The following is a 12,793-nucleotide window of genomic DNA, read 5'->3' as shown; positions in this document are numbered from 1 at the left end:
CTTCACTTCTTGACGTGCCCTACCGCCGCACCCCGAAAGTGCAGGAACGCCTCGACGCCCAGCGCGAGACGATCGTCGCCGCGGCGACCGAACAGCTCGCCGCGTTCGGCTACGGCGGCTGCTCCGTCGCCGCCGTCGCCGAGCGGGCCGGCGTCGCCGTCGGGAGCGTCTACCAGCACTTCCCCACCAAGGCGGACCTCGTTGTGCACGTGTTCCGGCAGGTCGTCACGCGGGAGGTCGAAGCGGTCCGGGCCGCGTCCGCCCAGCCCGGCGAGCCCGCCGAGCGGGTCGTGGCCGTGTTCGAGACCTTCGCCCAGCGCGCCCTCAAGTCGCCGCGGCAGGCGTACGCCCTGCTCGCCGAGCCGGTCGACGCGCGGATCGACGCCGAACGGCTCGAGTTCCGGCGCGCGTTCACCGACGTCGTCGCCGAGCACGTCGCGGCCGGCGTCAAGACGGGCGCGCTGCCGCCCCAAGACGGCCGGCTCACCGCCGCCGCACTCGTGGGCGCCGCCGCCGAAGTCCTGATCGGCCCGTTGACCAGTGGAAATGCCGGTGACGTCGCCGAGCTCCGCACGTTCGTCGTCCGCGCTCTAGGAGGTTCCGATGCCCGCCACGCATGAGGTCACCAACCAGGTCCCGCCGCTGCAGGGCCACGACGTCGCCGACGACCCCGCGCTGCTGGCCGGGCTCGAGCGGGCCGGCGCGGAGTGGGTGTCGGACGAGCTGCACGAACTGGGCCGGCTGGCCGGCAGCGAGCAGGCCCAGGAGTGGGGCCGGGTCGTCAACGAGAACGAGCCGGTGCTGCGCACGCACGACCGGTACGGGAACCGGATCGACGAGGTCGAGTTCCACCCGTACTGGCACGACCTGATGACCGTCGCGGTCTCGCACGGCCTGCACGGCACGCCGTGGCAGGACCCGCGCGAGGGCGCGCACGCGGCCCGGGCGGCGAAGTTCTACGTCTGGGGCCAGGTCGAGGCCGGGCACAGCTGCCCGATTTCGATGACCTACGCGGCGATCCCGGCGCTGCGGGCCAACCCGGAGCTGGCCGCGCGGTACGAGCCGCTGCTGGCCGCGACCGAGTACGACTTCGGCCTGCGGGAGCCGAGCACCAAGCGCGGCCTGATCGCGGGCATGTCGATGACCGAGAAGCAGGGCGGGTCCGACGTCCGCGCCAACACCACGACGGCCACCCCGAGCGCCGACGGCAGCTACACCCTCGTCGGGCACAAGTGGTTCACCTCCGCACCGATGTCGGACATGTTCCTGACGCTGGCCCAGGCCCCCGGCGGGCTCTCCTGCTTCCTGCTCCCCCGAGTCCTGCCCGACGGCTCGCGCAACCCCATCCGGTTGCAGCGGCTGAAGGACAAGCTGGGCAACCGGTCCAACGCGTCGTCGGAGATCGAGTACGACCACGCCGTCGGCTGGCTCGTCGGCGAGGAGGGCCGCGGAGTCCGGACCATCATCGAGATGGTCAACAACACCCGCCTCGACTGCACGCTCGGCAGCGCGTCCGGCATGCGCCTGGGCGCGGTCCGCGCCATCCACCACGCGACCCATCGGCACGCGTTCGGCAAGGCACTCGTCGACCAGCCACTGATGGCGAACGTGCTCGCGGATCTCGTGATCGAGTCCGAAGCGGCCACGACGGTGGCGATGCGGCTGGCCGCGGCCGGCGACCGGCGCGACGACGACCACGAGCAGGCGTTCCGGCGGCTCGGGCTGGCGGTGTCGAAGTACTGGGTGTGCAAGCGGGCGCCGATGCACGCGGCCGAGGCGCTCGAATGCTTCGGGGGCAACGGGTACGTCGAGGAGTCGGGCATGCCGCGGCTCTACCGCGAGGCGCCGCTGTCCTCGATCTGGGAGGGCTCCGGCAACGTCGCCGCGCTGGACGCGTTGCGCGCCATGGGCAAGCAGCCGGAGTCGGTCGCGGCCTTCTTCGCCGAGGTCGAGCGGGCCGCCGGCGGTGACGCGCGGCTCGACGACGCCGTGGACCGCGTCCGCAAGGAGCTGACCGACCTCGACGCGATCGAGTACCGGGCGCGGCGGGTCGTCGAGGCGATGGCCTTGGTGCTGCAGGGATCCCTGCTGGTGCGCCACGGCGACCCGGCGGTCGCGGACGCGTTCTGCGCGTCCCGCTTCGGCGGCGACTGGGGCATCGCGTTCGGCACGCTGCCGGCCGGGGTGGACACCGGCGCGATCATCGACCGCGCCGCCGTGCGCTAGCGGCCGAGTGCGTCCAGCGCCCCGGCGACCGCCGCGGCCTTGAGCTCCTCGGCCGGTGCGTCGGGGAACTGCATGCAGACGTCCTGCAGGCCGCCCAGTGCGAGCACCGCGCGGGCGGACTGCTCGAGGGTCGGCTCGGGGCCGCAGATCAGCAGCGTGAGCCGCCGGCGCCAGCCCAGCACCTTGTCGATGAGCCCGAGGTCGGCCAGCGTCGGCGTCTCGCTGAGCAGCATGATGACGGCTGCGCGGTGCCGGTAGTTGAAGTCGAAGAAGCCCTCGATCAGCTCCCGCACCGGTGTGTCCCCGCGCGCCTCCTGGGCGAGGAGGAACGCCTCGCCGTCGTCGAGCAGCGGCTCGACGATGCTGCGGACCAGGTCGTCGCGTGACGGGAAGTGGTAGTAGAGCGCCGGTTTGGTGATGCCCAGCCGGTCGGCGATGTCCTGCAGGCTCGTGCGCTGCACCCCCTGGCTCGCGAAGAGCTCGCGCGCGGCGGCCTGGATGCGCTGCTTCGTGTCTGAAGGTTTCGGCACCGCCGCAGTGTAACTGACTTAACGATAGGTAAGGACTCGTGGTACAACTTACCTACCGTTAAGTCAGGGAGGTACTCATGCGGATTCTCGTCCAGGGCGCCAGCATCGCGGGTCCGGTACTGGCGTACTGGCTCAGCAGGCACGGCTTCGACGTCACCGTGGTCGAACGCGCCCCCGAGCTGCGCAAGACCGGCGGCCACGCCGTCGACCTGTTCCGGCCCGCCATGGACATCACTGAACGGATGGGCGTGCTGCCGGACGTCGAGGCGGTGGCCACCGGCTCGACCAGGCTGACGGTGCACCGGGAAGGCGTACGCAGGCCGACGCGGATCGACCTGGGGAAGATCTTCCAGGCCGCCTCCGACCGGCACGTCGAGATCATGCGCGATGACCTCAGCGAGATCTACTACGACGCCGGGCGCGCCGACGTCGAGTACCTCTTCGGCGACTCGATCACCGCCATCTCCCCCGAGGGCGACGTCACCTTCGAGCACGCCGCACCGCGCCGGTTCGACGTCGTCGTCGGCGCCGACGGCCTGCACTCGAACGTGCGGCGGCTGGTGTTCGGCGAGGAGGCCGGGCTCACGAAGTTCATCGGCGCCTACCTGGCCGTGCTGTCCCTGCCCGACACCCTCGGCCTCGAGGACGGGGAAACCGTCATGCACCTCGGCGCCGGCCGCACCGCGGGGTTCTACGGCGCCCGGCACATCGCCGACGCCCGCGCGGTGTTCCTGTTCCGCCGCGACGAGCAGCTCGACTACGACCACCGGGACGTCCCGCGGCAGAAGGAGCTGCTGCGCCACGCCTACGCCGGGATGCACCCGCACGTCGACGCCTGGCTGGCCGAGCTGGCCGGCCCGGGCCCGTTCTACTTCGACTCGATCACCCAGCTGCGCCTGGACTCCTGGTCACGCGGGCGCGTCACCCTCGTCGGCGACGCGGGCTACTGCCCCGGCCCGGCCGTCGGCGGCAGCACCAGCCTCGCGGTGCTCGGCGCGTACGTCCTGGCCGGCGAACTGGCCGTGGCGGGCGGCGACCACGAGCGCGCCTTCGCCGCCTACGAACGGGAGATGGGCGAGCTGGTGCGCCAGAGCCGCGCGTTCGCCGGAGGCGCCGCGCGAACCTTGATCCCGGCCACGCGCACCGGCGTGTGGGCGTTGGCTCGCGGCGGGCAGCTGATCTCGGCCCTGCCGGCCGGGGTGAGCCGGGCGCTCGCCAAGCTCAACTCCGGCGGCGCCCGGATGCACGACTCGATGCGGGTCAAGGACTACGAGGTCACGCCCGTGGGCTGAGCCCGTCGGCGAGGAGCTCGACCATCCGCCGGTTGTACTCCAGGTCCTCGCCGCGCACGGGCTGGCAGAGCAGGGCCACGGCGTGCAGGAGGTCTTTCGCGCTGACGTCGGCGCGGACCTCCCCCGCCGCGGCCGCCGCCTCCAGCAACGCGCCCAGGACCGGTTCCATCCGCTGCATGAAGTAGCCGGGCAGGGCGTCGAACGCCGGGTCGCCGGAGTGCAGGGCCGCGGCGAACCCCCGTTTCGTGCCGACGAACCCCGTGTAGCGGCGCAGCCATCGCCGCAGCGCCGCCCCGGGCGGGTGCCCGGCACTCAGCGCCGGTCCGGCCTGCGCCACGACGTCGATCTCGCGCTGCAGCACGGCCGCGACGAGGTCCGCGCGCTGCGGGAAGTGCCGGTAGAGCGTGCCGACGCCGACACCGGCCAGGTCGGTGATCTCCTTCGCGGGCGCGTCCACCCCCGAGGTCGCGAAGACGCTCTTCGCCGCCTCCAGCAGAGCGTCGATGTTGCGCTGCGCGTCGGCGCGCCGACGGCGCGGCTCCTCGGTCACGGTCCTCCTCGGGTAGCTAAGCGGAAAGCCTTTCCGTATAGTTGTGGAAAAGCTTTCCGGTTAAGGCTACCCGAGGAGTCCCCATGCAATACCGCACCCTGGGCCGGACCGGCATCAAGGTCAGCCCCTACGCCCTGGGCACGCTGATGTTCGCGACGTCGATCGGCAACGCCGACCCCGAAGACTCGGCCCGCGTCCTCCACAAGGCCCTCGACGCCGGCATCAACTTCCTCGACACCGCCGACGCCTACGGCGACTCCGAGGAGATCGTCGGCAAGGCGCTGCAGGGCCGCCGCGACGACGTCGTGCTCGCCACCAAGTTCGGCCGCCCGACCGGCCAGGACCCCAACCACCAGGGCGCGTCGCGGCGCTGGATCGTCACCGCCGTGGAGAACTCGCTGCGGCGCCTGCGGACCGACCACATCGACCTCTACCAGCTGCACCGCCCCGACCCCGAAACCGACATCGAAGAAACCCTCGCCGCGCTCACCGACCTCCTGCGCAGCGGCAAGGTCCGCGCGATCGGCGCGTCCGGCACCCCGGCGTCCGACATCGTCGAAGCCCACTGGGTCGCCGAACGCCACGGCCTCACCGGCTTCCACACCGAGCAGCCGGTCTACTCCCTGCTCAACCGCGGCATCGAACGCGAGATCCTGCCCGTCAGCCGGCGCTTCGGCATGGGCACCCTGGTCTGGGGTCCGCTCGGCCAAGGACTGCTCACCGGCCGCCCGCACGACGAACTGCGCCGCGCCGCCCTGGTCCGCCACCTCAACGACGAAACCCGGCTCGGCGTCGTCGCGAAGTTCACCGCCCTCGCCGCGGAAGCCGGCCTGCCCATGACCCACCTCGCGATGGCGTTCACGATCGCCCACCCCGACGTGACGAGCGCGCTGCTGGGCGCCCGCACGATGGCCCACCTCGACGACCTGCTGGCCGGCCTCGACGTCACCCTCTCCGACGACCTCCTCGACCGCATCGACGAGATCGTCCCGCCGGGCACCGACGTCGGCACGCTCGACCAGGCCTACCGGCCGCCGGCGCTGGAGCAGCCGGGACTGCGGCGCCGTCCGCTCGCCGAACGCGCCGCCGCCTAAGACGCCCGGTGCCGCTCGGCCGCGTCTTGGACCCGCTCGCGGTACCGGTCCCACCAGGCGGTGTCGCCGATGTCCTCGCGGTCGGCGCCGCCGCGGCCGTCGATCAGCTCACGGACGATGTCCGCGTGGCCCGCGTGGTGCGCGGCCTCGGCGGTCACCCGCACCAGCAGCGAGCCGAACGTCGTCTTCCGGCGTTCCTCCGGCCACCACGGCACCGACGCCGGCGCGTCGAGCGGCAGCCGCTCGATCGACTCGTCCGTGTGCCGCCACGCCGTCCGGTACAGCTCGACCAGGTCTTCGCGGGACTCCTGCGCGGTGGCCCACATGTCGGCGCTGTCCCAGATCGACCCGTCCTCGACCCACGGCAGCCGGACCGGGGCCGGCCGGCCGACGCAGTCGCCGAGATAGCCGAGCTCCCCGCCGGCCAGGTGCTTGACCAAACCGAGCAGGTTCGTGGCCGTGGGAGTCATCGGGCGGCGGATGTCGTACTCGCTCAACCCGGACAACGACGCGAGCACGCTCTCGCGCTTCTCCTGGAGGTACCGGTGCAGATCGGCGGCAATGGCGTCCATGGCCCGCACGCTAGCGGCGGGCACCGACAGAAACAGGGCGGGCGCGCGAGGAAGGCAGCACTCGCGCGCCCGCACCCCCAGTGGGCCCGGCGGAAAACCCGCCGTTGAGGAGAGGAGACAACGAGGATCAGGCTGGATACCGGGAAATGCCACGAAAATCACTGGCCGGACGCGGGCCGTTCCCGTGAAGAAGCCCCTCCGAGAAGAGGGTCAGCCCAGCAGCAGTCCCGGATCGGGCTCCGGCGGGCCCACGGGCCACCACTCGCCGCCCTCGCGCCGGTACGGGTGCCACCGGCCCCGGCGGTCCAGCCGCACCTGCACCTCCCCGGCCGTGCACCGGTTGCGGTCGAACACCGGCTCCTCGTCGGTGACGTCGGCGAGCGCGGCCCGCGCGGCCGCCAGCGCCGCCTTCGGCGGTGTCCACGGCGCATCCAGCACCTCGAGGCCCGCGCGCCCGCCGTGCGTCCACGCCGCGACCGCCCGCTCGAACTCCGCGCCCTCGCCCAGCCGCGAAGCCACCGCGGGGAACTCCGCGGCCAGCCGGACGGTGTCGTGACGCCGTCCCGGCCACGGCTCGTCCGCCAGCATCGCCCGGGCCTGAGCCGACGCGTTCGCGGCCAGCAGGGCGAAGGCCTCCGCGGGCACGCCGGGCGCGGCCGGGATCGACGGCGCCCCCGACGGCCGGAACTCCGCCAGGTCCGGCAGCTCTCCGGGCGTCCGGTCCTCGACGATCAGGTCCACGCGTGGCGCCGTGCGGCTCTCCAGCTCTTCCCGGATCTCGCGCTCACCCTTGCCGCGCATCAGCAACAGCACGAACGGGTCCGCGTCCAGCAGCCACGACGCCTGGAACGACAACGCCGCCGCGTGCCGGCACGGCAGCTCCCAGCCCGCGCAGTCGCACTCCGGGTCCAGATCGCCGATCCCCGGCAGCAGGTGGACGCCGGCGTCGTCGGCCGCCGCCACCAGGTCGTGCGGCATGTCCCGGTCCAGCAGCGCCGCCAGGTGCCCGGCCCGCGAGGCGACCCGGTCGAGGAACCGCGTCCAGTCCACTTCGGACAGTTCCGCCAGCCGCAGCTTGGTCCGGTACGGGCCGCCATCGACGCCACCGCCGTCGTCGACCGTCGCCGCGATCCGGCCCGGGCTCACCGTGATCGGCCCGACCAGCCCCGCCGCGGCGTACTTGCGGCCCTTCTTCAGCTGCCGCAGGTCCAGCGCGGTGTCCTCCATCGCGCTCACCCAGGCCCGCCCCCACCACGAGCGGGCCGAATGCGCGGCCGCTCCGAACGCGGGGAACCCGCGCACCGCCTCGTCGCTCATCCGCGGCTCCTCAGCTCGACGAGCTCCGCGAGCTCGGTGTCGGTCAGTTCCGTCAACGCCGCCTCGCCCCCGGCCAGCACCGCGTCGGCCAGCGCCCGTTTCTCCCGCAGCATCGCCGCGATCCGGTCCTCGACCGTGCCCTCGGCGACGAGCCGGTGCACCTGCACCGGCCGGGTCTGCCCGATCCGGTACGCCCGGTCGGTCGCCTGGTCCTCCACCGCCGGGTTCCACCAGCGGTCGAAGTGCACGACGTGGTCGGCGCGCGTGAGGTTCAGCCCGGTGCCGGCCGCCTTGAGCGACAACAGGAACACCGGCACCTCGCCGGTCTGGAACCGCTCGACGAGCTCTTCGCGCCGCTTGACCGGGGTGCCGCCGTGCAGCAGCAACGTGCCGATCCCCCGCGCGGCCAGGTGCTGCTCCAGCAGCCGGGCCATGGCGACGTACTGGGTGAACACCAGCACCGCGCCACCCTCGGCGAGGATCGTGTCCAGCAGCTCGTCGAGCAGCTCGAGCTTCCCGGAGCGGCCGCCGGGTTCTTTGAGGTACTGCGCGGGGTGGTTGCAGATCTGCTTGAGCGCGGTCAGCAGCTTGACGATCCGGCCGCGCCGGGCGATCCCGTCGCTCGCGGCGATGTCGGCCATCATCTCCCGCACGACCGCTTCGTAGAGCGCCGCCTGCTCCGGGCTCAGCGCCACCGGCCGGTCGGTCTCGGTCTTCGCCGGCAGCTCCGGCGCGATCCCCGGGTCGGACTTGCGGCGCCGCAACAGGAACGGCCGCAGCAACCGCGACAGCCGCTCGGCCGCCGCGGGATCCCCGGCCTCGATCGGTTTCGCCCACCGCGTGCGGAACTCGCCGAGCGAACCCAGCAGGCCCGGCGCCGACCAGTCGAGGATCGCCCACAGCTCCGAGAGCGTGTTCTCCACCGGCGTGCCGGTCAGCGCCACCCGCGCCGCCGCGGGCACCAGCCGCAGCGCCTTCGCCGTGCCCGACCGGTGGTTCTTCACGTGCTGGGCCTCGTCGGCCACCAGCAACCCCCACCGGATCGCGGCCAGCGGCGCGGGATCGGTGCGCAGCGTGCCATAGGTGGTGAGCACGAACCCCGCAGTGTCGTCTACGTCCTCGAGCGAACGGGCGCCCCCGTGGAAGCGCCGCACCGGCACGCCCGGGGCGAACCGGCGGATCTCCCGTTCCCAGTTGCCCAGCAGCGACGCCGGGCAGACCACCAGCGTCGGCCCGGAGGCGCGGTGCAGGTGCAGCGCGATCAACGTGACCGTCTTGCCCAGGCCCATGTCGTCGGCGAGACAGCCGCCCAGACCCAGGCCGGTCACCGTGGCCAGCCACTGCAGCCCGCGCAGCTGGTAGTCCCGCAGCGTCGCGGCCAGCCCGGCCGGCGGTGCCTGGGGTTCCGGTGCCGCGGTCAGCCGTTCCCGCAACCGCGCGAGCCAGCCCTCGGTGACAACTTCGACCGGCTCGCCGTCGACCTCGATGGTCCCGGTCAGCACCGCACCCAGCGTGTCGACCGGCGTGAGCGGCTTCAACGTCCGCTCGCGCGCCTTCGCCGCCAGTGCCGGATCGACCAGCACCCAGCGGTCGCGCAGCCGCACCACCGGACGGCGGGCCTCGGCCAGCGCGTCCAGCTCCGCCTCGGTCAGCACCTCACCGCCCAGGGCGAGCTGCCAGTCGAACTCCAGCGCCCGGCCACCACCGAAGAACGACGGCAGGTCACCCGGCGCGTCACCGGCGTCGACCACCGCCCGCGCGGTCAGCGATCCCACCAGCTCGGCCGGCCAGTGCACGTCGATGCCCACGGCCGCCAGCCGCGGGGCCGCGGCCGCGACCAGGTCGGTCACGTCGTCCCCGCCCAACGCCAGCTCGTCCGGCACCGCCGAGATGAGCAGCGGGCTCAGCGCCGGCCAGACCTGCGCGCCGCGCCGCAACGCCAGCACGACGTCGATGCGCGCCCGCGGCCCGAACCGCCCGGTTTCCCACAGCTGCGCCGCGTCGGCGACCTGGCCCGGTTCGGCGAGGCTGTGCACCTGGACGACGGCGTGGAAGCGGCCGGTGTCGAAGCCGTCGGTGGCTTCCACCCGCAGCGATACCCGGATGCCGGAGTCGAGGCCCGCGGCCAGTTCGCCGGCCCAGTCCCGCACGGATTCCGCCCGCTGCGGCGCGACCGCGGCGAACAGCCGCAGGCCGGCCGCCTTCGCCGCGGCGGGCGTGCGGGGCAGGGTGTCGGCGACGGCGTCGAGGAACGCCCGCAGCAGCGGCCCCGGCGCCTGCACGTCCACCGGCATCGCGGCCGCGAGATCCCGCAGCCACGCGGCTTCCGCCGGTTCGAGAGGCCCGACGCGCCAGGCGTCGTGGCCGGCCTCGGTGACGCCCGGCAGCAGCCGTCCGGCCGCGACCAGCCGCAGCGCGGCTTTGGCCGCGGTCGCCCAGAACACGTCGGTGCCGTTCAGGACCTCCGGCAGGCCGTCCACAAGGGACAGCCGGCGCCCGTCGACGACGAGGCGTCCCGCGCGTGGCGGTTCGCCCGGTTCGAAGTGGACGTTCAGTTCCCCAGCCTCCCGTATCGGCGCACGGACAACGGCACGAACACCGCGAGCAGCACCAGCGGCCACACCACCGCCATCGGCACGGAGTGCGCACTCACCCAGGACGTCCCGGTCGCACCCGGGTTGCCGAACAGCACCCGCGCCGCCGTCACCGTGGAGGACAACGGGTTCCACTCCGCCACGGTTCCCAGCCACGCGGGCATCGTCGCGGTCGCCACGAACGCGCTGGAGAGGAACCCGAAGGGGAACTCCAGCGTCTGCGCGAGCGTCACCATCGACGGATCGGTGGTCAGCAGGCCCAGGTAGATCCCGGCCCACACCAGCGCCGTCCGCAGCAGGAGCAGCAGCCCCAGCGCGGCGAGCGTCTCGGCCAGGCTGCCGTGCGGGCGCCAGCCGACGGCGAACCCGCACCCGAGCAGGACGGCCAGCGCGAGGACGGCGTTGACCAAGTCGGCGGCCACCCGGCCGGTGAGCACCGCCGAGGGTGCCATCGGCAGCGACCGGAACCGGTCGGTGACGCCCTTGGTGGCGTCGTCGAGCACCGCGATCATCGTGCCCGACAGGCCGAACGCCATGGTCATCGCGAACATCCCCGGCATGAGGAACTCGCGGTAGGACCCGCCGCCGGGCACGGTCATCCCGCCACCGAGCAGGTAGGCGAAGATCAGCACCATCAGGATCGGGAACGCCACCACGGTGACCAGCCGGGCCGGCCGCCTCGCCAGGTGCGCGAGGTACCGCCCGGTGAGCGTCCAGCCGTCTTCGAGGGCCCACCTCATCGCGACACCTTCCCCGTCAGCTCCAGGAACACTTCGTCGAGCGTCGGATGCCGCAGCGCGACGTCGGCGACCACCAGCCCGGTCACCGCCAGTTCGCGGACCACGTCGGTCAGCATCGACGGCTCGGCCGGCGCACTCACCTTCAGCTCTTCGGCGACCGGTTCGGCCCCGGTGACCCGGGCCAGCAACGCCGCCGCCGCGCCGACGACGTCCGGATCGGTCAGCACCAATTCGATCCGGGTCGCGCCGAGCGACCCCTTCAGCTCGGCCGGCGTGCCTTCGGCGATCACGCGGCCGTGCTCCACCAGCGAAAGGCGGTCGGCCAGCCGGTCGGCCTCCTCCAGGTACTGGGTCGTGAGCAGCACGGTGGTGCCGTCGGCGACCAGGGACCGCACGGCCCGCCAGACCTCGGTGCGGCTGCGCGGGTCCAACCCGGTCGTCGGTTCGTCGAGGAACAGCACACGCGGGGCGGCCAGCAGCGACGCGGCCAGGTCCAGGCGCCGTCGCATCCCGCCGGAGTACGCCGAGACCGGTTTCGCCCCCGTGTCCGCGAGCCCGAAGCGCTCCAGCAGGTCGTCGGCGCGGCGGGTGGCCTCGCGTCGGCCCAGGTGGTGCAGCCGGCCGAACAGCACCAGGTTCTGCCGTCCGGACAACAGCTCGTCGACCGCGGCCTGCTGGCCGACCAGCCCGATCGCCGAGCGCACTTTCGCTGATTCAGTGGCGACGTCGAAGCCGGCCACTCGCGCGGTACCGCCGTCGTGGCGCAGCAGGGTGGACAGGACGCGGACCGCTGTGGTCTTGCCTGCGCCGTTGGGTCCGAGCAGGCCGTGCAGTGAGCCGGCCGGGACCGAGAGAGCGAACCCATCGAGGGCGTACGCGGCGCCGTAGCGCTTGCGAAGTCCCTCGGCGTGGATCTGCGGAGTCATCCTCCCCCTTAACTCTGTACTGTGTACGAAGTAGAGGTTAGCACAACTCTGTACGGCGTACGAAAATCAGGTGGGCAGAATGAGCGGCGTGAGCACGGAGGAGAACGGCGGCGGCGATCCGCGACGGGCGATCGAGCTGCTCTGGGGCGTCCCGGGGCCCCCGCGACGCGGTCCGAAACCCAAGCTGACCACGGCCGACGTCGTCGAGGCCGCGGTGACCCTGGCCGACGCCGACACCATCGACGCCGTCACCATCCGCCGCGTCGCCGAGCAGCTGGGCGTCTCCCCCATGTCGCTCTACACCTACGTGCCGGGCCGGGCCGAACTGCTGGACCTGATGATCGACCACGCCCACGGCGAACTGCCCGTCCCCGACCCCGGTCTCGGCTGGCGCGACGCGCTGACGGCGATCGCCGACGACCTGTGGGCGCTCTTCCACCGCCACCCCTGGCTGCTGCAGGTCACCACCACCCGCTCGGCGCTGGGTCCGCACAGCTTCGCCAAGTACGAGCACGAGCTGCGCGCGGTCGAGGGCATCGGGCTCGACGACGTCGAGATGGACGCCGCCGTCACCCTCGTCACCGGCCTGGTCCGGGGCACTGCGCGCAGCTCGCTCGACGCCGCCCGCCTGGTCCGCACCAGCGGCCTGACCGACGCCCAGTGGTGGGAGCGCGCCGCGCCGGTGCTGGCCGGCATCCCGGCCGCCGCCGCGGCGCACTACCCCCTGGCCTCACGGGTCGGCCAGGCCGCCGGCGAGGCCCACAACGCCGCGGAAGACCCGGCCTACATCTTCCGGTTCGGCCTCGCCCGCGTCCTCGACGGCATCGAAACCCTGATCACCGCCCGGTCAGAGCGTCGGGGATGACTCATTCGGGACCTCGGCAGGCGGGGCGGAGTCATTAGCGTAGGTCGCCGCGGCGGCGGGGGCCCCGCCCGTCAGGGCGTGCGCGGG

12 protein-coding genes are annotated in these 12,793 nt (G+C 73.0%); 5 read left to right on the top strand and 7 right to left on the bottom strand.

Annotated features, from left to right (window positions below; translation table 11 throughout):
* Positions 1-14: 14 nt before the first annotated feature.
* Both AB0N03_RS05910 and AB0N03_RS05905 read left to right on the top strand, forming a co-directional pair.
* Positions 15-620 (top strand): TetR/AcrR family transcriptional regulator, encoded by a 606-nt coding sequence (locus tag AB0N03_RS05910; protein WP_364366046.1) that lies wholly within the window; start codon positions 15-17, stop codon positions 618-620.
* Positions 604-2,226, top strand: a complete 1,623-nt coding sequence (locus AB0N03_RS05905; protein ID WP_364366043.1) for an acyl-CoA dehydrogenase family protein — start codon at positions 604-606, stop codon at positions 2,224-2,226. Before AB0N03_RS05910 ends, AB0N03_RS05905 begins: the two co-directional genes overlap by 17 nt.
* On the opposite strand, the gene AB0N03_RS05900 is transcribed toward AB0N03_RS05905, so the two are convergent.
* Positions 2,223-2,756, bottom strand: coding sequence for a TetR/AcrR family transcriptional regulator (locus tag AB0N03_RS05900; protein WP_364366040.1), 534 nt, complete (start codon positions 2,754-2,756; stop codon positions 2,223-2,225). The genes AB0N03_RS05905 and AB0N03_RS05900 overlap by 4 nt on opposite strands.
* A 77-nt stretch (positions 2,757-2,833) precedes the next feature.
* On the opposite strand from AB0N03_RS05900, the gene AB0N03_RS05895 reads away from it, so the two are divergent.
* Entirely contained in the window at positions 2,834-4,048 is a 1,215-nt protein-coding gene (locus tag AB0N03_RS05895) for an FAD-dependent monooxygenase (RefSeq protein WP_364366037.1), read from the top strand.
* Here the strand turns inward: AB0N03_RS05895 and AB0N03_RS05890 are convergent.
* Complete coding sequence (locus tag AB0N03_RS05890) at positions 4,032-4,598, bottom strand: helix-turn-helix domain-containing protein (protein WP_364366035.1); 567 nt, start codon at positions 4,596-4,598, stop codon at positions 4,032-4,034. The two genes, AB0N03_RS05895 and AB0N03_RS05890, sit on opposite strands and share 17 nt — an antisense overlap.
* Positions 4,599-4,681: 83 nt before the next feature.
* On the opposite strand from AB0N03_RS05890, the gene AB0N03_RS05885 reads away from it, so the two are divergent.
* Entirely contained in the window at positions 4,682-5,692 is a 1,011-nt protein-coding gene (locus AB0N03_RS05885; RefSeq protein WP_364366032.1) for an aldo/keto reductase, read from the top strand.
* Here AB0N03_RS05885 and AB0N03_RS05880 read toward each other — a convergent pair.
* The 5 genes from AB0N03_RS05880 to AB0N03_RS05860 form a co-directional block, all read right to left on the bottom strand.
* Entirely contained in the window at positions 5,689-6,264 is a 576-nt protein-coding gene (locus tag AB0N03_RS05880; RefSeq protein WP_364366029.1) for a DUF664 domain-containing protein, read from the bottom strand. The two genes, AB0N03_RS05885 and AB0N03_RS05880, sit on opposite strands and share 4 nt — an antisense overlap.
* A 210-nt stretch (positions 6,265-6,474) precedes the next feature.
* On the bottom strand, positions 6,475-7,581 hold the full coding sequence (locus AB0N03_RS05875; RefSeq protein WP_364366026.1) for an SWF/SNF family helicase: 1,107 nt from the start codon (positions 7,579-7,581) through the stop codon (positions 6,475-6,477).
* Positions 7,578-10,061, bottom strand: coding sequence for a DEAD/DEAH box helicase (locus AB0N03_RS05870; protein ID WP_364366024.1), 2,484 nt, complete (start codon positions 10,059-10,061; stop codon positions 7,578-7,580). The genes AB0N03_RS05875 and AB0N03_RS05870 overlap by 4 nt, the downstream gene beginning before the upstream one ends.
* Before the next feature lie 71 nt (positions 10,062-10,132).
* Entirely contained in the window at positions 10,133-10,915 is a 783-nt protein-coding gene (locus AB0N03_RS05865; protein WP_364366021.1) for an ABC transporter permease, read from the bottom strand.
* Positions 10,912-11,841, bottom strand: a complete 930-nt coding sequence (locus tag AB0N03_RS05860; RefSeq protein WP_364366019.1) for an ATP-binding cassette domain-containing protein — start codon at positions 11,839-11,841, stop codon at positions 10,912-10,914. Before AB0N03_RS05860 ends, AB0N03_RS05865 begins: the two co-directional genes overlap by 4 nt.
* Before the next feature lie 79 nt (positions 11,842-11,920).
* On the opposite strand from AB0N03_RS05860, the gene AB0N03_RS05855 reads away from it, so the two are divergent.
* Positions 11,921-12,706, top strand: a complete 786-nt coding sequence (locus AB0N03_RS05855; RefSeq protein ID WP_364366016.1) for a TetR/AcrR family transcriptional regulator — start codon at positions 11,921-11,923, stop codon at positions 12,704-12,706.
* The last annotated feature ends 87 nt before the right edge of the window (positions 12,707-12,793 follow it).

The organism is Amycolatopsis sp. NPDC051061, assembly GCF_040682935.1.
Taxonomy (GTDB): Bacteria; Actinomycetota; Actinomycetes; order Mycobacteriales; family Pseudonocardiaceae; genus Amycolatopsis.
This window is presented reverse-complemented; position numbering and strand designations above follow the sequence as displayed.